Source organism: Vibrio sp. SCSIO 43137, from assembly GCF_028201475.1.
Taxonomy (GTDB): Bacteria; Pseudomonadota; Gammaproteobacteria; order Enterobacterales; family Vibrionaceae; genus Vibrio.
Genome location: NZ_CP116384.1, coordinates 871,064 through 894,548, shown reverse-complemented (window position 1 = coordinate 894,548; position 23,485 = coordinate 871,064). Strand labels below are relative to the sequence as shown.

General features: G+C 44.9%; 20 protein-coding genes. 14 read left to right on the top strand and 6 right to left on the bottom strand.

Annotation, left to right across the window (positions count from 1 at the left end; genetic code table 11):
- Positions 1-209 precede the first annotated feature (209 nt).
- The 5 genes from PK654_RS19935 to PK654_RS19915 form a co-directional block, all read right to left on the bottom strand.
- Entirely contained in the window at positions 210-1,469 is a 1,260-nt protein-coding gene (locus PK654_RS19935) for a hypothetical protein (RefSeq protein WP_443088768.1), read from the bottom strand.
- Between the two features lie 506 nt (positions 1,470-1,975).
- The gene (locus PK654_RS19930) at positions 1,976-2,350 is read right to left on the bottom strand and encodes a RidA family protein (protein WP_271699084.1); all 375 of its coding nucleotides are present in this window, start codon (positions 2,348-2,350) and stop codon (positions 1,976-1,978) included.
- Positions 2,351-2,429: 79 nt separating this feature from the next.
- Positions 2,430-3,725: an L-cysteine desulfidase family protein gene (locus PK654_RS19925; protein ID WP_271699081.1), complete on the bottom strand. Its 1,296-nt coding sequence runs from the start codon at positions 3,723-3,725 to the stop codon at positions 2,430-2,432.
- Positions 3,726-4,020: 295 nt separating this feature from the next.
- Entirely contained in the window at positions 4,021-4,200 is a 180-nt protein-coding gene (locus PK654_RS19920) for a hypothetical protein (RefSeq protein WP_271699079.1), read from the bottom strand.
- Between the two features lie 128 nt (positions 4,201-4,328).
- The gene (locus tag PK654_RS19915) at positions 4,329-6,017 is read right to left on the bottom strand and encodes an NAD-dependent malic enzyme (RefSeq protein WP_271699078.1); all 1,689 of its coding nucleotides are present in this window, start codon (positions 6,015-6,017) and stop codon (positions 4,329-4,331) included.
- A 529-nt stretch (positions 6,018-6,546) separates the two neighbouring features.
- On the opposite strand from PK654_RS19915, the gene PK654_RS19910 reads away from it, so the two are divergent.
- The 10 genes from PK654_RS19910 to PK654_RS19865 all read left to right on the top strand — a co-directional run bounded on the left by PK654_RS19910 (position 6,547) and on the right by PK654_RS19865 (position 18,427).
- A complete protein-coding gene (locus PK654_RS19910) occupies positions 6,547-7,926 on the top strand; it encodes an SLC13 family permease (protein WP_271699077.1) in 1,380 nt (459 codons plus the stop codon).
- A gap of 178 nt (positions 7,927-8,104) precedes the next feature.
- Positions 8,105-8,269, top strand: a complete 165-nt coding sequence (locus PK654_RS19905; protein WP_271699075.1) for a LysR family transcriptional regulator — start codon at positions 8,105-8,107, stop codon at positions 8,267-8,269.
- Between the two features lie 47 nt (positions 8,270-8,316).
- Positions 8,317-9,006, top strand: a complete 690-nt coding sequence (locus tag PK654_RS19900; protein ID WP_271699073.1) for a LysR substrate-binding domain-containing protein — start codon at positions 8,317-8,319, stop codon at positions 9,004-9,006.
- Positions 9,007-9,517: 511 nt separating this feature from the next.
- Complete coding sequence (locus tag PK654_RS19895; RefSeq protein WP_271699071.1) at positions 9,518-11,008, top strand: DASS family sodium-coupled anion symporter; 1,491 nt, start codon at positions 9,518-9,520, stop codon at positions 11,006-11,008.
- Positions 11,009-11,347: 339 nt separating this feature from the next.
- On the top strand, positions 11,348-13,216 hold the full coding sequence (gene frdA, locus PK654_RS19890) for a fumarate reductase (quinol) flavoprotein subunit (protein ID WP_271699068.1): 1,869 nt from the start codon (positions 11,348-11,350) through the stop codon (positions 13,214-13,216).
- Complete coding sequence (locus PK654_RS19885; protein WP_271699066.1) at positions 13,216-13,953, top strand: succinate dehydrogenase/fumarate reductase iron-sulfur subunit; 738 nt, start codon at positions 13,216-13,218, stop codon at positions 13,951-13,953. The genes frdA and PK654_RS19885 overlap by 1 nt, the downstream gene beginning before the upstream one ends.
- A gap of 6 nt (positions 13,954-13,959) precedes the next feature.
- The gene (gene frdC, locus PK654_RS19880) at positions 13,960-14,343 is read left to right on the top strand and encodes a fumarate reductase subunit FrdC (protein WP_271699064.1); all 384 of its coding nucleotides are present in this window, start codon (positions 13,960-13,962) and stop codon (positions 14,341-14,343) included.
- A 10-nt stretch (positions 14,344-14,353) separates the two neighbouring features.
- On the top strand, positions 14,354-14,716 hold the full coding sequence (gene frdD, locus PK654_RS19875; protein ID WP_271699062.1) for a fumarate reductase subunit FrdD: 363 nt from the start codon (positions 14,354-14,356) through the stop codon (positions 14,714-14,716).
- Between the two features lie 686 nt (positions 14,717-15,402).
- The gene (locus tag PK654_RS19870; protein WP_271699060.1) at positions 15,403-16,848 is read left to right on the top strand and encodes a class-II fumarase/aspartase family protein; all 1,446 of its coding nucleotides are present in this window, start codon (positions 15,403-15,405) and stop codon (positions 16,846-16,848) included.
- Positions 16,849-16,924: 76 nt separating this feature from the next.
- A complete protein-coding gene (locus tag PK654_RS19865; protein ID WP_271699058.1) occupies positions 16,925-18,427 on the top strand; it encodes a tripartite tricarboxylate transporter permease in 1,503 nt (500 codons plus the stop codon).
- Here PK654_RS19865 and PK654_RS19860 read toward each other — a convergent pair.
- A complete protein-coding gene (locus PK654_RS19860; protein WP_271699057.1) occupies positions 18,408-19,265 on the bottom strand; it encodes a GGDEF domain-containing protein in 858 nt (285 codons plus the stop codon). The genes PK654_RS19865 and PK654_RS19860 overlap by 20 nt on opposite strands.
- A 565-nt stretch (positions 19,266-19,830) precedes the next feature.
- Between PK654_RS19860 and PK654_RS19855 the strand changes: the two genes are divergently transcribed.
- From PK654_RS19855 to PK654_RS19840, 4 genes are all read left to right on the top strand, one after another.
- A complete protein-coding gene (locus PK654_RS19855; RefSeq protein ID WP_271699054.1) occupies positions 19,831-21,534 on the top strand; it encodes an EAL domain-containing protein in 1,704 nt (567 codons plus the stop codon).
- Between the two features lie 95 nt (positions 21,535-21,629).
- On the top strand, positions 21,630-21,863 hold the full coding sequence (locus PK654_RS19850) for a hypothetical protein (protein ID WP_271699051.1): 234 nt from the start codon (positions 21,630-21,632) through the stop codon (positions 21,861-21,863).
- Positions 21,864-22,007: 144 nt separating this feature from the next.
- Positions 22,008-23,012, top strand: coding sequence for a response regulator (locus tag PK654_RS19845; protein WP_271699050.1), 1,005 nt, complete (start codon positions 22,008-22,010; stop codon positions 23,010-23,012).
- The gene (locus PK654_RS19840; RefSeq protein WP_271699049.1) at positions 23,012-23,446 is read left to right on the top strand and encodes a PAS domain-containing protein; all 435 of its coding nucleotides are present in this window, start codon (positions 23,012-23,014) and stop codon (positions 23,444-23,446) included. Before PK654_RS19845 ends, PK654_RS19840 begins: the two co-directional genes overlap by 1 nt.
- The last annotated feature ends 39 nt before the right edge of the window (positions 23,447-23,485 follow it).

The window sequence follows — 23,485 nt, the reverse complement described above, 5'->3', positions numbered from 1 at the left end:
GGTGTGAATAGTGCGATCTAGTGGCAAATTGTAAGGTTGACATGGTAAACATTAGGTGAACATACAGTTTGAGCTTTCTAATAAAACAATGTTTTATAAATGTATCTTTGAGTTGATGAATGTAATTATTATTAGCTAGTGTGGCGGTTTTAATTGTTTTGAAATAAAAAAGCCAGTATTTAATACTGGCTTTAAACTTCTACTCTAGACTATAAAAATGCAAGGAATGGTGAGATACATAGTAATACGCCAGTCACAATAATCATATTTGTAGCCATTCCTTTATATTTGGCTAAGTGAGGAACTTTATAAACCAAATAGGCAGGGATCAGGCAGCCAACCAGACCAAATACAGGGCTGCAAATTGAAGTAAATGAAAGAATAGGAGCGTTTACTGCAATTGCACTCCAAGCCAGTAAAATAATGAATACAGTTACTAGCTTACTGATTAAGTTTCTGTCTATTTTTTCTTCATCATATTTTCTCAGCAGCGCATTCATAGCAAGCCCCATACAAGCTTCTTTAAATGCAAGGAATACACCAAAGAAAGAGGTCACTACCGCAAAAATATTAATAACAATACCTGCAATGGTTGCCCAGCTTCCCGGGAAATACTGAGCGATAATAGCCAGAGCGGAAATATTTTGTGTCATTGCCTGATTTGCCTGCTCCTGACTGATAGCAAAGGTAAATGACACAGCAAAGAAGAACACGATGACAAATAGAATAGCGAAGGCGATTTTCATTGCTCTGGTTGCTTTATATCGTGCAACTTCGATGGATTTTTCATGAGAACGATAAGAAATAACCATTGGACTAAGTGACTGAATAAACAGAATGGAAGTCAGGGTAAAGGGTAGTGTGATGATTGCATCTTTAATCATTGGTCCCATATCACCAACCGCTGGAATGTTAGCAAAATCCCAACGCGCGACCAGCAGTAATCCCATGATTGCAACCAGAGATAATACGGTAACCGCCATAAAACCCGATAGTTTAAACAGTAGCTTTTCACCTTTTGAACCAATAAATGATAGTACGCAAATTAAGGCTAAGCCATAGAAAACGTTATCGTTTAATTGTCCTTCGGTTACGCCGAAAGAGTGAAGGTAGGACGAACTGTCATTGGTCACTGCCAGAGAGTAAATCAACACCCAGATTACCAACATGATAAAGTATAGGGCACCAAGCAACATGCCCCAGTTTTTACCAAGGTAACCACTGATTACACCTGGATAGTCGGTACACTCTTTTGATTCTGCAAGGGTATTAATAAATAGCTTTTGAAAAAGGTACATTGCAGGGTAGCCGATAATAGATGAGAGTAAAAATACCCATAGCCCCATCACACCTACTTGTACCGGAAGGAAAACAATACCGGCACCTATTGCCATACCGATACTCATTACAATCCAGCCTATATCAACGCTGTCAAATTTTGTTGCTATTTTCCATTCTTGCTCAGACATGCCTGCAATTTTATGCGGCGCTAATGAATCTGCTATTCCAGAGTCCGTATTTATTGTATCGCTCATTTTTTCCTCGTTTGTTTTCTGATGATAAAATAAACAGAATATAAATTTCTATCGCTGTTTTAATAAGGTACGTCGTAAGGTTACTCTTATATTTAGAGAAAAAATACTTTATTTACCTGCTTGCTGGCTAAATAGAGTAAATATTTCTAAATAAACACAAAGGTCAGAAAACTGATTTTCTGTGTTGATCTAAAATAAGGTTATATGTTGTTTTGGCAGTGAAAAGTATGGCTCTGATCTAATTTTGGAGATGTTTGTATAGTGCCTGTTATTATTTTGGCTGAGATTGTGGTCACATTTTTAATAACAATTAATCTAGAGTGAATAAATATTGTTTATGTGTGTTGGTAATTAAATTGAAAATATTATTATTACAGATAATAAAAAGCCTGGTCACATAATGTGCCCAGGCTTTTAAATAGTACTGCTTAGTTTTTAGTTTATTTAGAAGCGATAACTTCTATCTCAATTTTTGCATCAAGTGGCAGGCGTGCTACTTCTACGCAGCTTCTTGCCGGGCAAGTTTCTCCGAAGAACTGACCATACACCTCATTGACGGTGGCAAAATCATTCAGATCTTTCACAAATACGGTCGTTTTGATGATATCGGACTTACTCATTCCTGCCTGATTCACGATAGCTTCAACATTGGCAAGAGACTGGCGTGTCTGCTCGGCAATATCGTCATCCATTTTCCCGGTTTCAGGATTGATTGGTAATTGGCTTGAGGTATACAGCATATTGTTAATTAGTTTCGCCTGAACGTATGGGCCGATTGCTGCCGGAGCATCATTTGTGGTAATAGTTTCGATCATAATATTTGTCTTCATAGTTTAGAACTAAGGGGGAATGAGCAGAGTTTATGTAAAACCCTGCTAAGCTTAATTTAATCAGTTACTTACTGACCATAATATCCAGTATCTGAACATCTGTCTGAGTCATCGAGCCGTTAGCAAGCGCAGAGAGATTACGGATAGAAGTGTCAACATCGTCAGAAACAATGCCCTCGTTTCCTGTTACTCTGATATTGTCCAGAGCCATCAAAGCTGCCTTGAATGCTGCGCCTGCAGAAGAAGAGACTTTCATGGCACAGCTGGTCTTAGCACCGTCGCAGATAATACCTGCGATATCACCGATCATACTGCAAATAGAATGGCTTACTTTTTTGAAATCTCCGCCCAGCAGCCAGGTCATACCGGCTACTGCACCCATAGAAGCGGTTGTCGCGCCGCAAAGAGCAGACAATTTATTCTGATGACCCTTAATATAAATGGCCATTGCGTGTGACATCATCAAAGCACGAATCATGGTCTCCCTGTCTGCTTTAACATGCTCGGCGACAACCACTACGGGCATAGTGGCAGCGATACCCTGATTGCCAGATCCAGAGTTACTCATAGCTGGCTTCATTGCACCATCCATACGCGCATCAGATGCAGCGGATGTACGGGAGAGAATATTGGTAAGTAAGCCTTCAGATAACAAACCTCTTTCTATATTGCGCTTAAAAGTTGCACCAATTTGTAAACCATAATCACCAGCCAAGCCCTCTACGGATAAGTCATTATTCAGGTGATATGCCTGTTCAATAAACTCGATCTGCTCTAGCGGTGCATTTAACGCATAGTCGTAAACGTCGCGAGCTTTCGCGTTATGGAAAGGGTTTTGAGCGGAGTCATTCTCTGATGTCATACCATTGGTTTTTTGATCGGCAATAAAGAGTGACATTCCGTCTTTTTCAATGGCGATCACATGGGTATGCGAATCGGCAATCGTCACCGCAGCGTAGCCGCTATCGCTATGTATGGTAACTTTTGTATAGATAACATTGCTCACATCAGCAACACCTATCACAACGTTGTCTGAATCGAGTAGCTGCTTAGCTTGTTCTACATCTGATGACGTTATGTTTTTTAGTACTTCCAGTTCCGCGTCCGGTTCTCCCGCTAATGCACCAACAGCTGCAGCAATTGGCAGTCCTACCATTCCCGTACCGGGAACGCCGACCCCCATGCCGTTTTTCATAAGATTAGGTGATACCAAAACAGAGATGTTTTTTATTTGACCTGTAAGCTGTTGATTAGCGATAGAAGCAGCGAGGGCAACGGATACAGGCTCAGTACAGCCTAGTGCCGGAGCTACGTCCTTTCGGATTTGGTCAGTTAGTGGAGTCCATAGATCGGTTTTCATTGTAATTATTCCTAACGTCTGAGGGTACTTACCGTCTGCCGGTAATAGGTAAAGTAACCTCACGAAGAGTTACTTCACGCAGAGTGTTAAATTCGATAGAAATACTATACAAAGGAACCGAGAGATTTATTTTGCTTTGTTTACTGTCAAATAGGCATGAAAGAGAAATATTTTCTCTAGGTGTAGGGGGTATACCGGAAAAGTGCTAACTTTATCACATAAATATAGAAAACAAGCTTACCCGAACCGATACGGGTCGACCTATACCGGAAAGAAAAAGGGCTAGCAGACCAGCTTATTTGCTGCTGTTGTCGTTGAGTGGATTATCCTTGGCGGTTAAATGCTCTTCTGCCCAGTCAATATTCTGCCGGTCTTTTCTGTGCAGTTCTTCAATCAACTGTTTATCCAGTTCGGCAAAAAAGCGATCCTCTTCTGCTTTCCCTTTTAACCTGAGTTTTTCATAAAAGTCAGCCATAGCTCTTCTCCGCTTTGCTGTTACTTTAACTATAGTCAATGCTGAATGGGTTTTGGGTTTGCTGGGATGAAAAGTGATAACTGGAAAGAGCCCGGCAGTAAGGGCTCATTCTCTGTTATTGGTGATAGCTAGAAAGAGGTGCGCTTATATGGACGATAATTTGGTGTCCAGAAGTTTGCCTGAATTTTCTCCATTAGCTTTTCGTCACTTAACTGGGCAGCCTTACCTTGCTCCATCGCCTTTTTCGCTACTTCAAAGGCAATATGTATGGATACTTCACGGATCTTTTCAAGAGGCGGAAGCAGAGAACCAATACCATTCTGAGCGAGAGGAGAGCACTCAGCAAGGGCGCGGCTGGATTCCATCAGCATTTCGTCAGTTACTCGTTTAGCACCGCAAGCCAGAACACCTAAACCGATACCCGGGAAGATATAGCTGTTATTACATTGAGCAATATAGACGCTTTTGTTATTGATCTTAACAGGATCAAACGGGCTACCTGTGGCAACCAGTGCTATGCCTTTAGTCCACTTAAGAATGTCTTCAGGGGTTGCTTCAACACGGCTGGTCGGGTTGGATAGCGGGAAAACAATTGGTCGCGGACAGTGCTTGTGCATTTCTGTGATCACTTCTTCGCTGAACAGCCCCGGAACACCGGATACACCAATAAGAATATTTGGCTTAGCATTCTTAATAACTTCCAGCAGGGAGATATCATTGGACGCAGTTTTCCAGTCGATAAGCTTGTCTCTGTTAATGACTAACTTCTTCTGGAAGTCGAGCAAATTAGGCATGTCATTGGTCAGCAGTCCCCACCTGTCGACCATAAACACCTTACCGCGGGCCTGCTCTTCTGGAATACCTTCAGATACCATCTGGGCAATGATCGCTTCGGCAATACCACAACCTGCTGAACCAGCGCCTAAAAAGGTCACTGTCTGTTTGCTTAGTTTGGTTTTGGCCGCTTTACAGGCGGCCAGAAGCGAACCAACAGTTACAGCTGCTGTACCCTGAATATCATCATTGAAACAGCAAACTTCATCTTTATAACGGTTAAGCAGAGGCATTGCGTTCTTCTGGGCGAAGTCTTCAAACTGAATCAGCGACTCAGGCCAGCGGCGTTTTACTGCTTCAATAAAGTCGTCTACAAAGTTGTTGTACTCTTCACCGCTGATACGGGGGTGACGCCAGCCCATATACATTGGATCAGAAAGGCGTTGTGGATTATTGGTACCGACATCAAGAACGATTGGCAGCGTATACGCCGGGCTGATACCACCGCATGCGGTATAGAGTGAAAGTTTACCGATAGGAATCCCCATACCGCCAATACCCTGATCGCCCAGACCAAGAATTCGCTCACCATCGGTTACAACAATGATTTTTACGTTATGACGGGTAGCGTTGTTGAGGATTTCATCGATATTGTCTCTGTTCGGGTAAGAGATGATAAGGCCTCTGGCGCGCCGGTAAATAGTAGAGAAGCTTTCACAAGCAGTACCAACGGTAGGGGTGTAGATGATGGGCATCATCTCAGTGATATGATTCTGTACTAAACGGTAAAACAGAGTCTCGTTAGTATCCTGGATATTTCTCAGGTAGACATGGCGATCGATATCATTTTCAAAATTGCTGAACTGCAGGTATGCACGTTCTGCCTGCTCTTCAATGGTTTCAATGGAGTCGGGTAGCAGGCCTTCAAGATTAAATGTTGTTCTCTCTTCTTTACTGAAGGCGCCGCCTTTATTTAGCAGAGGAGATTCTAATAGTGCAGGACCGGCGTAGGGAATATACAAAGGACGGTTATTTGGATTCATATTATGCTCTGAATTATCTAAACAGATGAAACAATTAATTCAGTGAGCAAAGTGTAATAGAGATATTGTAATTGGCTCACCGGATAGTTTGCCTAAAAGATAATTAAAATAGTCACTTTCCAAAATTGGAATAAACTGAATAAAACATGCACAAATTGGAAGAGTGTTAAATGAGATACTATGTACCAAGTGGAATATCAGCGACTCAGATCTCATAACGAGACATTGCATTTTCGGCTAATCTCATCCTTTCCACCAAACAAAATCATACTATGACGATATGTAACACTCAAAATAAAATAGTTTTTAATCAGTGGGTTAAGTATGGTTCGTGCGCATTTTTCTGCATGCTGGGCTGCTAGTGCTTTAAACTAGCTTGCATAAAATGTAAGTATCCTGCTTATTATTGCGATTGTGGTAACTTTTAACCTTGTTTAGCTTTGTGGCGAAAACGCATACCGCTGGATTATTCGCACCCTACATTAATATGAGTAATTCGGTTATTAATATAAACGTGAAAGGAATGCTTATGAGTTCGCAAAGCCTTACTCTGGATAAACCAGAAAAAAAAAGGTTCGATAAGAAAACAATTATCTTTTTTGCAGATGTTTTACTATTTATTTTCTTACTGAACTTCTTACCATTTGAAGAGAATATTGTGACAGGCCTGAGCCTGCTGATATTTGTCGCTATTCTTTGGCTGACAGAAGCCATTCACGTCAGTATTTCAGCAATACTGGTTCCCCTGCTGGCTGTCGGCCTTGGGGTGTTTGATACCACCAAAGCACTGAGTAGCTTTTCTAACCCGATTATCTTTCTGTTTCTGGCAGGATTTGCTCTTGCTGCGGCGCTGCATCGTCAGGGACTGGATCAGGCCATTGCCAATAAGGTGCTGACACTGGCGAAGGGCAGAATGACGGTTGCAACCCTGATGCTGTTCGGTGTTACAGCTATTATGTCTATGTGGATCAGTAACACAGCCACTACAGCAATGATGCTGCCAATGGTGCTGGGTATTCTGCATAAAGTCGATCCAGAGAAGGAACGAAATACCTATGTATTTATGCTGCTGGGTATTGCTTATTGCGCCAGTATCGGCGGTATTGCAACCATTGTAGGTAGCCCGCCTAATGCTATAGCCGCTGCAGAAGTAGGGCTTAGCTTTACCGAGTGGATGAGCTACGGCGTTCCGGTTACCGTGATGTTATTACCGTTGGCAGTAATAACGCTTTACCTGAAACTCAAGCCAAACCTGAGTCACACCTTTAAAGTTGAGGCCAAGCCTATCGAGTGGAATGGCGCGCGAAAAGCGACTCTGGCGATCTTTATGCTGACTGTTGCGCTATGGGTATTCAGTAAACCAATCAATGCCATGCTGGGTGGTGTTAGTAAGTTCGATACATTGGTTGCCGTTACTGCAATGGTGCTGCTTGGCGTATCGCGGGTGGTGTGCTGGAAAGATATTGAGAAGTCGACGGACTGGGGCGTACTTATGCTGTTTGGCGGCGGTATCTGTCTTAGTAATGTGTTGAAAACGTCCGGAACCAGTCTGTTCCTGGCGCATAGCTTAAGTGAGTTTCTGAATGAAGCAGGTATTCTGGTTACCATTATCTCAGTGGTTACCTTCGTTGTTTTCCTTACTGAGTTCGCTAGTAACACTGCTAGTGCAGCACTACTGGTTCCTGTGTTTGCTACTATTGCTGAAGCTATGGGTGTATCTCCTGTAATACTCTCTGCATTGATCGCAGTATCGGCTTCATGTGCCTTTATGTTACCGGTAGCGACTCCTCCTAACGCAATTGTGTTTGGTTCAGGCTATATCACTCAGTCCGACATGATGAGGACTGGCCTGATACTCAATATCGTATGCATATTTGCTATTACGCTGTTCTCTTACCTGTTCTGGTAAGCAAACAAACTTTATTAACGATAAGCCAGTCTCACGCTGGCTTATCGTTTTTGTCTTTCTGTCTGTTTAGAAAGGCGAAAACAGACAGAATTTAACTAATAATTTAAAGTAAATGTATCAGCCAAAATTATAATAAATAAAAGCAAGGGTCAGCGACCCAGATAAAGAGCGATAAGTTATGAACTTAAAATCATTACAGATATTTGCAACTATCATGAAGCAGGGATCATTGGCAAAAGCTGCTGACCATCACTGCCTGAGTGAATCAGCGGCAAGCAGACAAATTAGTCAGTTAGAGGGGCAGATAGGATTTCAGCTCTTCTCCCGTGAAAAAGAAACCTAAAACCGACGGCAAAAGGTGAAGAGTTTTATAAAGAGATACGCCGTATATTGTACGGACTGGATGAGATACCGGATATTGTAAAAGATATCAAACGGATGGATAAAACTCAGCTAAGAGTGATCGGTATCCCACGTCTGGTTCGCGACATTATGTCACCGGCCGTGGCACGAATGTGTGAAGAGAATGAGGGTACCAAAGTACACGTTGATATTCAGGCGATGCGTACATTAGAGAAGTGGGTAGCAGGGTTCCAGTTTAACATCGGACTGGGAAGGGTTCCGGCGGAACATCCGGCTATTATTACCCGTACTTTCTGTTCTCTGCCTACGGTGGCAATTCTTCCTTATAATCACCCTCTGTCCCATCGTTCTGAAGTCACTTTATCTGATCTGGATGGTCTACCGCTTATTTCTCTGATTAAAGATACCTTCCTTGCCCAGAACATCAGCAATCTGTTCCACGCGGAAGGAAGAACCGCTCACCCTGTGGTTGAGGTCGCCAGTTCATTTCATGCCTGCAGTATTGTGGCATCCGGTTATGGCTTTACCATTGGTGATCCATTGGCTGCCCATAGCTTGGGCGACAAGAGTGTTTCAATCGTCCCACTGAAAACGGATTTTAAGTTTGATTTTGCCTTCTTTGAGCCGAAGGATTTTGAATTGAGTGATGCGACTAAGTTATTTAAACAGTATATTGAGCATGCTTCTCAGGAATATTGTAATAGGCATGGTTATTAATAGGCTGAATTAATAACCGGATATTAACTACATTAAACATCTGTTCTGGTACAAGTTCTTTAGGGATGAAGAACTTACCTTTATTTACTAATGCTGAAATATATTCTTCGCTTTTCCTTATCTGACAATTAATTTAATTATCCTGATAGCCCTTTATGGGTAAAGTTATTCTGCGTGACCTCTCATTTATATAAGATTATCCCTACTTTTTATATGTAAATAAGCTGTTTCAATTGTTATCTTGAGTGTTTGTTGAGTTGTTGTTCGTGCTCCTATCCCTTGAGGGTAAAGGCTTTTGTCCGATGTTTTGGCTGGTTTCTATGTTAACGATATGTGCAAAAAAATAAAGTTGCATAAAGTGCAATATAACTTTATTTAATCCAAATTGTTGAAAGTAAACCGTGGCGTTATGTTTGTTTCATAAGAGGTGCATATGTCACTCGAGAGAAATAAATAATTGGTCAATCATTTTGATTGGCTGCCTAATCTAAATAACTTGGACGGTAGAACTATGAATCAGACAATAGCCAAACCAGCGCCGGGAAATATGCTTAATAATGAAAAAGAATCAGAACCTTTCATTGTTGCTAAAGTTATTCCTCTGGCCCTTATTATTCTCGTAAGTGTGATTATGTGGCAATTTGAGCCACCTGCGGGACTTGAATTAACTGCCTATCACACAGCCATTATTTTCATTGCCACCATTGCAGCTATTGTTGCTAACGTATTGCCAACGGGTGCCGTTGCCATTATCAGCCTTGCTGTTTATGCGGTAATGAGGCCGGGCGGCGAAGTCGGCGCGAAAAAAGCGATAATCAGTGCACTTAGCCACTTTGATAACTCTTTAATCTGGCTGATTATCATCGCGTTTATGATTGCCCGTGCCTTTACTAAAACTGGCCTTGGCCGCCGTATCGCTTTGGTACTGCTAAGCAAGTTTGGTAAGTCATCGCTGCGCGTTGCTTACTGCTTAGGTATTGCAGACTTCCTGATTGCGCCAGCGACACCAAGTAACACAGCGCGCTCTGCCATTGTATCTCCTATTGCCAACTCTCTTGCCAAGACCATCAATGAGTCAGACAAGAAACTGGGTAAATACCTGATCTCTAGTGCCAGTGCCATGAACGATGCATCGGCTATTGGTTTCCAGACGGGGTTTGCCGGTAACCTTGCTTTGGTTGGTATCGCATCAACAGTAGCGGGTATTACGCTTACGTTCTCCGACTGGGCGTTCTACCTGCTACTACCCGCTTTATGCCTGCTGCTAATCACGCCTTTCATCCTTTATAAGGTGATCTCTCCGGAAACAAAAGAGACACCGGAAGCGCCTGAGTTTGCTAAAGGTGAGCTGAAGAAGATGGGGGCAATGAGCCGCAGCGAGTGGAAGCTTGTGGGTGTATTTGTCGGCCTGATTGTCATGTGGGTTGGTGGTAAAACATTGGGTCTGCACTCTACAACTTCAGCATTTGTTGGCTTGTCTGCACTGCTTCTGATGGGCGTACTTTCCTGGAACGACATTAAGTCTGAAAAAGGTGCATGGGACACATTAATCTGGTTCGCCGTATTGATGGGTATGGCGAGTAAACTGAAAACGCTGGGCTTTACCGGCTGGGTCGGCAACATTGTTTCTGACACGCTGGCGCACGGAATGGGTGATGCAAGTGCCACTATGTTCCTTGTAGCGATGATGGGCTTCTATCTGTTCACTGCTTACTTCTTTGCTTCAGGTACTGCGAAAGTGGTTGCTCTTGGTCCTGTAATCATAGGCGCGTTGATGGGACTGGGTGTATCTCCTCTGGTTTCGGTACTGGCGGTAGCAGGTATCACTAACCTTGGTTGTAACCTGAGTACGTATAGCCACGCACGTAACCCGCTTTTGATTGGTTATGGTTACCACTCAGACAGCGAATGGATGAAGACCGGATTGGTCATCTCTATCAGTGGCGCCCTCATCTTTATGACTGTCGGCCTGATCTGGTGGAGTGTACTGGGCCTAATCTAATTCAGTAACGAATAATGATAATAAATAAGGTCTCAGAGCCTTAAAAATACAGACTCATATTTGCCGGCTTTGCCCCAACGACTTAGTCGGCCTTTTTTGAAAGTGTGTACTTCTTCCTAGTGAATATTGAGTTGAATTGTCAAATATTGTTCAACTCAATATTAATTATGAAATTAATAGAGCCGGAAAAGCGTTTTAAGCAAAGACAAAGCAAGGTAGTAGCCTAATCAGTTGGTATAAAAATGTATGTTTTAACTGTTTTGCTATTGCCTCTGTTCACTGCCTGCGTGAGGCCACTTCGGTACAAATAAAAATGATTAAAATCAACTGGAGAATGCTGTGAAAACCATAACCACAGATATCGCAGTCATCGGTGCCGGTGGTGCCGGTCTACGGACTGCAATCGCCGCGGCAGAAGCCAACCCTGAGTTGGAAGTTGCCCTGATTTCCAAAGTCTACCCGATGCGCTCCCACACCGTGGCCGCTGAAGGCGGGTCGGCGGCGGTCATCAAAGAAGAAGACAGTCTGGATAACCACTTTAACGACACCGTTGGTGGCGGCGACTGGCTGTGTGAGCAGAACGTCGTGGAGTATTTCGTTGAAAATGCCACCCGCGAAATGATTCAGATGGAGCAGTGGGGCTGCCCGTGGAGCCGTAAAGAGAACGGCGATGTGAACGTACGTCGTTTCGGCGGTATGAAGGTGGAGCGTACCTGGTTTGCTGCCGATAAGACCGGCTTTCATATGCTGCATACTTTGTTCCAGACATCCATCAAATATGAGCAAATCAAACGTTTTGATGAGTACTTCGTAGTTGACCTGCTGGTGGACGAAGGCGAAGTACAGGGTCTGGTGGCCATTCATATGTCGGAAGGCGAGCTGGTGACCATCAAAGCTAAGTCTGTGGTACTGGCAACCGGTGGTGCAGGCCGTGTGTACAACACCAACACCAACGGCGGTATCGTGACCGGTGATGGTATGGCCATGGCGTATCGTCACGGCGTGGCGCTGCGTGATATGGAGTTTGTTCAGTATCACCCGACGGGCTTGCCGGGTACCGGTATTCTGATGACCGAAGGCTGCCGTGGTGAAGGCGGTATCATAGTCAACAAAGACGGCTACCGTTACCTGCAGGATTACGGCATGGGACCGGAAACCCCGGTTGGCCAGCCAAAGAACAAATACATGGAGCTGGGCCCACGAGACAAAGTGTCTCAGGCATTCTGGCATGAGCAGCAAAAAGGCAACACCATCAAACACCCATTAGGGGATGTGGTACACCTTGACCTGACTCACTTAGGTGAAGAGTACTTACAAGAGCGTTTGCCGTTTATCTGTGAGCTGGCTAAAGCCTATGTGAACGTTGACCCGGCCAAAGAGCCAATTCCAATTCGCCCGACGGTGCACTACACCATGGGGGGCATTGAGACTGACCCGAACTGCGAAACCACCATTAAAGGCCTGTTTGCCGTGGGTGAGTGTGCCTCCTCTGGTCTGCATGGGGCGAACCGTCTTGGCTCTAACTCACTGGCAGAATTTGTGGTGTTTGGCCGCGTAGCGGGTGAGCATGCCGTGAAACGCGCTCAAGAGTTTAAAGGCTGGAACGATGAGTCTATCGCTACACAAGTGGAAGCCGTCGAAGCGCGTATCCAATCGCTAATGAACCAGCAAGGTGATGAAAACTGGGCCACCATCCGCACGGAAATGGGCGCCACCATGGAATCGGGTTGTGGTATCTACCGACGTGAAGATTTGCTGGAAGAGACCATTGCCAAGCTGACGGAGCTAAAAGCCCGTTATAAAAACATCAGCATCAAAGACAAAGGCAAGGTGTTTAACACAGACCTGCTGTACGCCATTGAAGTGGGCTACGGTCTGGAAGTGGCGGAAGCCATGGCACACTCGGCTATCCTTCGCCGTGAATCCCGTGGTGCGCACCAGCGTTTAGACGAAGGCTGCACAGAGCGTGATGATGTCAACTACCTGAAACACTCACAAGCCTTCTTCCGGCAAGATGCCTCTCCTGTGATTGACTACAGCGATGTGACCATCACTAAGTCTCAGCCGAAAGCGCGTCTGTACGGTGCGGCGGCGGAAGAAGCAGCAGCGAAAGAGAAAGAAGAAGAGCAAAAAGCGGCGCAGGCGAAAGCAGAGCAAGAAAAAGCAAAGCAAGCCCGTAAGGAACAAACCACTGAGGAGCAAGTCTGATGCCAGCGAACCGAATTCAGAAAATCGACATTCTGCGTTACGACCCGGCCAAAGATGCCGAGCCGTACAAACAGACTTTTGAGGTGCCGTTTGATGACACCATGTCTCTGTTAGATGCGTTAGGTTACATCAAAGACCATCTGGATAAAGACCTGACTTACCGCTGGTCTTGCCGTATGGCTATCTGTGGCTCGTGCGGCATGATGGTAAACAACTATCCGAAGCTGGCCTGTAAGACTTTCCTTCGTGACTACCCGGACGGCATGCTGATTGAGCCGCTGGCCAACTTCCCGATTGAGAAAGACCTGATTGTGGACATGACGCCGTTTATTGAACGTCTGGAAGCACTTAAGCCTTACATCCTTGGCAACGACCGTAAACCAGAAGACGGACCGAACCAGCAGACGCCTGAGCAGCTTGCCAAGTACAAGCAGTTTGCCGCCTGCATCAACTGTGGTTTGTGCTACGCCGCCTGTCCTCAGTTTGGCCTGAATCCGGAATTCTTAGGGCCTGCGGCCATCACCTTAGCGCATCGCTACAATCTGGACAGCCGTGATAACGGGAAAGATGAGCGTATGGAGCTGCTGAACGGTGAAAACGGCGTATGGGGTTGTACCTTCGTTGGCTTTTGCTCAGAAGTGTGTCCGAAGAACGTAGACCCGGCTGCCGCTGTCAATCAGGGCAAAATCGAATCGTCGAAAGACTTTATGATAGCCATGCTAACCCCACAGGAGTAGAGAAGGATGAGTAATCGAAAACCGTATGTTCGCACCATGAATGCGACCTGGTGGCAGAAAAGCAGTTTCTACCGCCTGTATATGATAAGAGAAGCGACGGTACTGCCGCTGATACTGTTCACCCTGTTTCTGACCATAGGTCTGGGCAGTCTGGTGAAAGGGCCACAGAGTTGGCAGAGCTGGCTTGAGTTTATGGCGAACCCTATTGTGGTGGCGATAAACATCGTGGCGCTGCTGGGCAGTCTTTTCCATGCCCATACCTTCTTTGGCATGATGCCGCAAGTGGTACCGGTTCGCCTTAAGGGCAAACTGGTGGATAAGAAAGTCATCGTGCTGAGCCAGTGGGCGGCAGTGGCGGCGATATCGCTAATCGTACTCATCATTGTATAAGGAGCTTATTGTGGTAGATAAACATCCAAAACGTTCAGACGAGCCGGTCTGGTGGGGTCTGTTTGGTGCCGGCGGCAGCTGGTTTGCCATGATAACGCCGGTGACGGTACTGGTGCTGGGCATTATGGTGCCGATGGGCATGATAGATGCGGAAGCGATAAGTTATGAAAGAGTGGCTGGCTTTGTGAAGAGTTTCATTGGCGTTCTGTTCACAATCGCCACCCTTTCACTTCCTATGTGGCATGCCATGCACCGTGTTCACCACGGTATGCATGACCTTAAGATCCATGCTGGCGTAGCAGGTAAAGTTATCTGTTATACCGTTGCAGGTTTGATTAGCGCATTGTCGATCATCCTGATATATATGATCTAAATAAGTGCTCTTAATTGTGCTAGAGGCGTTGCCATAAGGCTGATATCAAAAAGCAAACCCTCCGCGCTAAGGATGGCGCGGCGGAGCCCCACGGATGGGTTTACGCGTGTTTGTGTTTGATATTTGCCAAAGTGACTCATATTCAGGAACAGTTATTTAGTAATACTTCAGGTGGTGTAAAAGTACCCCTGTTCAATACCCGGTAGCGCACAGGTGTTTCCCCTCGAAAGTAGTTCAGTCCTGTGTGCTGCCGCTTCTATAGCCACCATATTTCTCCTTTTCTACTGACCGTAATCTTAGTGTCAACCCTTCAAATGTGCCCTTGCCAGAAGAGTGAAAACTTAAAAAACGATCAACTTCTCATATTTACAACTTTATCACTAGTCGGGAGAGCATGAGGTTCTGAATCAGGACAAATAGTTGAGCTTCTTATTGCCAATAAATCTAATAAATACAGTTAGATAAATCCGAATGTCACTCGGTTTTAATTGTTCAAAAATAGTGACATCAAACCTTGCGCAGAGTGCAACTATCCTTAATTTAATTCAAATTGTTCTAATAAACGGCTTGGTTTAGTTTTATCTCAACGCTGTTGTAAACCTCTCTGAGTAACAGATCAGTAAGACGGTTTATCAACGAAACTTATATCCCCTACAAAAATAAAACAGTAACGTGAGATAAAGACTATGACACTGAAAGTTAAAAAATCCGCATTAATGATGATGTGCGCACTAACGGCTTCTTTCTCTATGCAGAGCATTGCCGCTGATGTAAAAGCTGAGCCGGTTCAGGCGGTGAGTGTATTTGAATCTAAGGTTTACGGCGATCTGTTCGGCACGCCTGCGATTCGCTCGGTATTTAGTGACACCGCTATGGTTCAGCAGTGGATTGAAGTGGAGATGGCGCTGGCTAATGCTCAGGCTGAAGTGGGTATTATTCCTCAGTCGGCTGCTGCCGAAATCACTATGACTGGTAAGTCGCTGCAGATCGACTATGCCAAGCTGAAAAAAGGCACAAACAAGGTAGGCCGTGGTATTAAGCCTATGCTCAAGCAGTTTAAGAAGGCGGGCGGGAAAGTAGTATCAAGCTATCTGCACTTTGGAAGTACAACCCAAGACATCATGGATACCTCAACAGCACTGCAGGTGAAGCAGGGTTCTGAAATTATCCGCTCTGAAATGGTTCAGTTAGTGAATCAACTGGCTCTGTTGGCTGATAAGCATAAAGAAACGGTAATGATCGCACGCTCTAACGGTCAGGATGCGGTTCCTACTACCTTTGGTCTGCATCTGACCACGTATCTGATGGAAATGGCGCGCAACATCGATCGCCTTGATGAAGCTTCTTCACGTCTGACGGCACAGATCGGTAGTACTGTTGGTACCCTTGCTCCATATGGTGACAAAGGTCCTGCGCTGCAAAAAGCGTTTGCTAAGAAACTGGGTATGAATGCGCCGATTGCTCCGTGGAACCCTAGCCGTGATGTATTCGCCGAAATGGTGCAGACACTGGCGATGGTTGATGCAACCCTTGGTCGTCTGGCGCTAGATATCAATAACCTTGGCCGTACTCAGATCAACGAAGTGAAAGAGGGTGAAAGTGGTGCCAGCAGTACCATGCCTCAAAAGCGTAACCCGCGCGCTTCCGAATTTATGGGCGGCTTCTCCCGAATGGGTAAAATGTATAACTCCGCTTCTCTGGACATCATGAGCCATACAGATACGCGTCAGGGTTCACCATGGATTCTTGAGTGGTCTATCATCCCTGAGTCATTTATGGTGACGTCTGCTTCTCTTGAGCGTGCGCAGAGAATGTTTGGCAAGTTGATCGTTAACGAGCAGGTAATGCTGGATAACTTTGCTGCAGCAGATTACTTCTCAATGTCTGAAGCCCTGATGAACAAACTGACAGAGAAAGTGGGCCGCTCTGACGCTTACTCTATGGTGAAAAAAGCCATTAAAGCAGCTGCTCCGGAAGATACTCTGCGTGACGTAGCGACAAATAGTAAAGAGATTAAAAAGCACCTGTCTGACAAAGAGATCGATGCTGTACTTAAACCTCAGAACTATATCGGTTCTTCCGCTAAGATTGTAGAAAGAAGTGTTAAACACATTCAGGCTACATATAAGTAAACCAGTTTCACTATAAGTGAAACCCGGTAAGGGGAGATAATCCCCTTACCAACTTAACGATTTACCGGAGCAACGTTTGTTTGAATTGTCGTCGATAATCAATGGCCTGAGCCTTATCCTAAGTGCAGAGTTGTTTGCTGTGGTTATAGTAAGTATCTTTGTAGGCCTTATCTTCGGTGCTATGCCGGGAATCACCACCTCGCTCTGTCTGAGCCTTTTTTTCCCTATTGCGTTAAGCTTGTCAACGGCATCCGGTTTTATGCTGCTGCTAACCCTGTATTGCAGCACCATTGTCGGCGCAGGGATCATGGCAGTGCTGTTTAATATCCCGGGTAACCCCGGCTCTATAGCTACCACCTTTGACGGCTACCCTATGGCCAGCAGGGGCAAAGGGTGTCTTGCGCTCGGACTTCATATATCTTCATCTACCGCCGGTAGCCTGATTAGCTGGTTGTTCCTGCTACTGTTTTTTATTCCCCTCGGAACCCTTGCGAGCAACCTTGGCAATATTGACCTGTTCTTGATTACTATTCTGGTAATTGTGCTGGTTGGAACCATGGGTGACAGCAAACTTATCCGTTCGGTCATCTCGGGTTTGATGGGGCTTTTTATTGCCGTCAACAATCACTCATTCAATCAGGGGGAACCGGTTGAGTGGGCAGGTATTACCTTCGGAGATACTTTCCCCCTTGTTATTATTCTGGTCGGGCTGTTTGCCGCGCCTGAGCTTTATAAGCTGCTGAGAAAGAAAACTGACCTCAATCATCAGCATACCGATGAAAATACCTCGTATCATGAGCTATTCAGATCCATTCCGGTGTTGGCAGAGAACAAGCTTGTGGTACTGCGCAGTTCACTTATCGGTCTGGTTATCGGGCTGCTTCCTTCTGCCGGAGCGGCTCTTTCTTCAATGACTGCCTATTTTGCCCAGAAACGCATCAGCCGTCATAAAGAAGCGTTTGGTAATGGTGCAGTATCCGGGGTTATCGCCCCTGAGTGTGCGAATAGTGCCTCAGTAGGCGGTTCTATGCTGGTGCTGTTACTGCTGGGCATTCCGGGGAGTAACTCCTCGGCGGTTATCTACGGTTTCCTGACGGAGCAGGGCGTAACATTAGGCCATACTCTGTATCAAACACGCCCGGATATTGTCTATGCCGCAATATTCGGTGGCATACTTTCTACCTTACTTCTGGCCGCTGTCGCCTATCTTGCGGCTCCATATATTTCCAGAATTATCCGGGTTAACCATCATGTACTGTTTCCGTTTCTTTTGGCTCTGGTGAGCTTTAGTGCTTATTTCTATCGAGGATATAGTGGTGATATGGTGATCTTATACCTGTTTGGTGTCGTCGGTTTGCTGATGAGCCACTATAAATATCCCATTATCAGTATGGTTCTGGGGATGTTTCTTGGAAATCAGTTCCTTAACGGGCTTGAGTCATTTAACCAACTGATAGAACACAACCCGTTCAGTATTATCAGCAGGCCGTTTTCCCTGTTGCTTCTGTTGGTCATATCAGCCTTACTGCTAAAGCATGTGACCAACTGCCTGAGAAATATCAGGCAGAAGATGGTTTAGGTTTTCTGTTTTCAAGAGAGAGTTGGGCGCGTTGCAATGTATCCTCCAGCGAGTCGTCTGATGGCTGAAACTCAGCCAATCCTATATTGATTGAGAATTCAAAACTAATGCCGCAACTGGTTATCTCCAGTTGTTCAATGGCGGTTTGCAACCTGTCGGCAACCAAGCGGGCGTTGTTGAGATGGTTATCATGGAGCAGGGCGACGAAGTCATCGGCATCAAAGCGGCACAATAGATCGCTGCCACGCAGTTCTGAAATGCAGGTGTTGGCAAAGCTGGTCAAAGCAAGTTCACCCATACTATGGCCAAAGTTCTCATTGAGTGACTGAAAATCCTTAATGCGGAAGCGCAGAATGGCAAAGGAGGTGTGGTAACGTTTGGCTTTTTCAAACTCGGCTTCTGCCAGAGGCATAAAGCCTTTTCGGTTTTTGGCATTGGTCAGCAGATCTTGTGTCGCCAGTTTTTGATTCTCTTTCTTAAGTCTTTTCTGCTCAGAAATATCCCAGATAACGCCTGAAAGAATTAGCTCATCCAAAGAAGAGTTATTCAGCCTTACTGCCCGGCAGCGTACGGTAATGATTTTGTTGCCCGGCTGGATGATCCTGAACTCGCTATCGAACGCTTTGTCATCACTCAGGGCGAGGTTTAGCTCTGTTTCCACCCGGGTAATATCGTTAGGATGAACGGTGCTTTTCCAGACAGAACGAAAGCTGTCAGAAGCGCCCGGTTCTGCCCCGATAATCTGATGAGTAACAAAGTCACCATGGAAGCGGTTCTTCTTTACATGCCACTGCCACTGGCCAAATTTTCCTGATTCGGTAGCCAGTTTCAGTTGCAAATGGAGGTGCCGGTTGCTTTTGAGCAGCAAATTGGTTTTTTTTAACAAATTTTTATATTTGTAAGTAAACCAGCTACAAGTCACTAAAACTATGAGAAAAAACAATAAGGTGGAATAGGTACTATCACTGAAGTTGATGCCCGAAAATTTGAGTTTGCTGTATTCAGAACTAGCTAAATAAGTAGTTTCTTGTTTATTAAAACTAGTTATATCAGTAGAAGTTGATATAGAATAGGCGGTTGGTAGTATATAAACTCTATCTTTCAGTCTTTCTGGTATAGCGGTAGCGAAAGCAAAGCTGGCCTGAGTCAGACAAAATGCCAGGTAGCAAAATATTGATAATTTACATATATTCATTATTGACTGTCTTTAGTTATGAATATGTTACAAGTATTGTTGCTATAAATTAACTTGGCAAATGAGTGAGTTAAATTCAGTTTTGGGGCAATTAAATAACTGTTAATACTATCAATAGTATAAGGGTTGTTATAAATTGTTTCTCATTGTAAATAGAGTTTAAGCGGCAGATTGTCCGGAGTGGACCGACGCCCTTGATGAGAGTGGTATGGCAAGTAATAGTCCGTCAGAAGCATTAATACAGAGATTGTTTGGCGTGTTTGACGCCTCAAATGAAGGCCTCTGGTATATGAGCGTTGATGGCGATATAACCTTCTACAACCCGACGTTTTATCAGCAGTTTGATATCGATGTCGACACGGCAAAACTGGACGACTGGCTCAACTTGATTCATCCCCTGGACAGAAAAAGAATGTCTGAAGCGGTTGAGCAACACTTTGAGTACGAAGAGCGTAAAACCACTCAATACAGAATCAAAACCAAAACCGGAAGTTATGTCTGGATCCAGGGCACAGGCGTTGTTAAAAATGAAAACGGCCGTGACTATATGGTGGGCAGCCACAAGGATATCTCTGATCAGAAACTGATGGAGGAGTACCTTTATCAGGCCGCCTATTTCGATAACTTCACCGGCCTCTACAACCGCAAAAAGCTGATTGTTGATATTGACGACAAAGAGAACGAGAGTGTCAAAACCATTGTCTATATCGGGGTTGAAAACCTTAAGTCATATATCAACTTGTATGGCGATAATATACTTGATGATGTTTTAAACCACGTTATCGGCAGCTTTAATGTCTTTTCCAACTATAACTGTCAGTTTTACCGGGTAGCTTCCGATGAGTTTGCTGTGCTGATTCAGGATGACCTGACAGACGCAGAAATTAAGTTGTTTTGTTCAGGCTGTATCTATAAATACCACAGCTTATCTGAAGAAGATGGTCTGCTTTACGGCGATGAAATGAGCCTTGGTGTGTACCGCTTTGTTCCCGGAGAAATGCCGGCGCAGAACATTCTTCGCTGGGCGTCGAGAACCCGTGAATATGCAAGAGAAAGGCTGGATAAACGCTGGATCATCTGCGATGAGGTGGTGAAATCTCAGGTCGAACGCTACTTCTATATCGAGAAAGAGCTAAAACAGGTTATTGCTGCTAAGACACTATCAGTCAAATATCAGCCAATCATCTCGTTTGGTGAAGAAAAAATCCTCAGCTTTGAAGCCTTAGTGCGCTGGAACAGCGACGAGTTCGGTGAAATCTACCCCAATGAGTTTATCCCTATCGCTGAGAAAAAAGGGCTGATATTCGACCTCGGCTGTGTGGTTCTGGAAAAAGCCTGCCAGTTTATTAAAGAGTACAACAGCCGCGCGGAGGAGCCTGTACGGATAAACGTTAATGTTTCCGTATTGCAACTGCTTAAGAGCAACTTTATCAGCTCAGTGGAAGAGATTATTGCTCAAACCGCTATACCGAAAGAGTGGGTTGTACTGGAGCTGACGGAAACCGTATTGCTGGATGGGGCTGAAAGAGCTAAAACTCAGCTGGAACAGTTACGTAATTTAGGTTATCGCATTTCTCTGGATGACTTTGGCGCAGGCTACAGTTCATTAAACAGTTTCTTTAACTTACCTATCGATCAGATCAAAATAGATCGCATGTTGACACAGAGCGCCATGACTGCGCAGGAGCCGTTAAATTATCTAAGGTTTCTACTGAAAATGTGCAGCGACAACGGAGTGAGCGTGGTTGTCGAGGGCATAGAGACAGAAGAGATGATCCTCCGGCTGGTTGAAGGTGGGTTGGATGCGCTACAGGGATATTGGTTCTCTATGCCGGTGACTGAAAGTGAAGCCTTTGAGTTCCGCGTGGACAGGGAACGAATGCGTTCCACTATTATGCGCCTGAGTGAGTAGAGAACAAGCACCTTCCATACGACTTTAGTTCAACTGCTTCCCATTCCGAATAGAGCTACAATATAGCGGTAAAATACGGATGTCAGGGAGCGGTTATGGAAACCAGTCTGTTTTGGGTTGAGAAGGGGTTTTTGTTGGTCGGTATTATCTTTGTGCTTACCGGCATTATGCAGTACGGAAAACGAAGTCACGATTGGAAAGGCGTCGTTACTATGTTCTATAAAAGAATTCCCATGTCGGTTGCTGAGTATAAATGGTACCGGTTGGGAGTGTCCCTGATTGTCTTTGCAGTCGTGCTAAGGGTAATAGTGCTTACTTTATGGCCATAATTGATTTATTTTCGCTAAAGCCAGCTCATTTTGAGCTGGCTTTTTTGATTTAATGCTTGTTTAGGTTAATGTTTACTATATAGCCCCAATAGACCAGCACAATATCGTGTTGTATTTATTTGAATTTGAGATGAACGGTGCCTAATGACTCTTTCTGTATTGATATGTGATGACTCTGCTTTAGCAAGAAAGCAGATGGCAAGATCACTTCCTTCATCGCTTAATGCCGATATTACCTTTGCGGTAAATGGCCTAGATGCGCTGGAAAAACTGGCCGAAAACAGTATTAACCTGATGTTTCTCGATCTGACCATGCCGGAGCTGGATGGTTACGGTACGCTGGAGCAGATGCAAAAACGCGGAATTGATGTCCCGGTAGTTGTGGTATCAGGGGATATTCAACCAAAAGCCAAGGCCAAAGTAAAAGAGCTTGGTGCCAGGGAATTTATCCAGAAGCCGATGGATAAAGAAGTTCTCAAGCAGGTGCTGAAACAATTTGTTGAACCTCAGCAGACCGCGCAGATAGTTCCGTCGAAAGCGATAGAGCTGCCTGTACTTAAGCGTCGTGATATCTATATGGAAGTAGCCAACGTCGCTATTGGACGTGCTGCCGATGCATTGGCCAGGCATTTTGATGTATTTGTTCACCTGCCACTGCCGAATGTAAATATCTTTGAAGTAACAGAGCTGCATATGGCTCTGGCTGATCTGGCGCAGAATGATCAGGTATCCGGTGTCTGTCAGGGGTTCAGCGGAGAAGGGATTGCCGGTGAAGCTCTGGTGCTGTTAAGCGATTCCAGTATTTCTGACCTGAAAAAGTTGATGAAAGTACCAGCCGAAAGTGAAGAGCTGGAAGAACTGGAGCTTCTGATGGATGTTTCAAATATTCTGGTAGGCTCTTTCCTGAATGGTTTAGGCCAGCAGGCTGAAGTGCGCTTTTTCCAGGGACAGCCCGTTTTGCTGGGGCAACATATCCCTATTGAATCCGTTATTCAGTCCACCACAGGCAGCTTCAGTAAGACCATGACCTTTGAAGTGAGTTATGCCATAGATAAAACCAGTATTCGTTGTGATCTGCTGTTTATGTTTGTGGACGAATCCCTGCCACTACTGAATGATAAACTTTCCTACCTGATGGAGGATTTCTGATGTTAGGTCTTCCTGCAGAATTTGAACAGTTCCACTGGATGGTGGATATGGTTCAGAATGTCGATCTCGGACTTGTGGTACTTGATGAAGATTACAAGATTCAGGTCTGGAACGGCTTTATGACCCACCATAGCGGAAAACAAGCCCATGAGGCTATCGGTAAAACCTTGTTTGAGGTGTTTCCTGAGATCCCTAAAGAGTGGTTTCTGATAAAGGCGAAACCCGTATATAGCCTCGGTTGTCGTAGTTTTATTACCTGGCGTCAGAGACCCTACCTGTTTAAATGCAGAAACGTGCGGCCGATAACTCAACAGGCTGAGTTTATGTACCAGAACGTTACCCTCAACCCGATGAGAACACCTACTGGTGAGGTTAAATCTCTGTTCCTTTCTATTCAGGATGCTACTGCGGAAGCGGTTATGGATAAGAGCTGAAGCTAAAACTGAATCCGGATTCAAAACAGATAACACTAA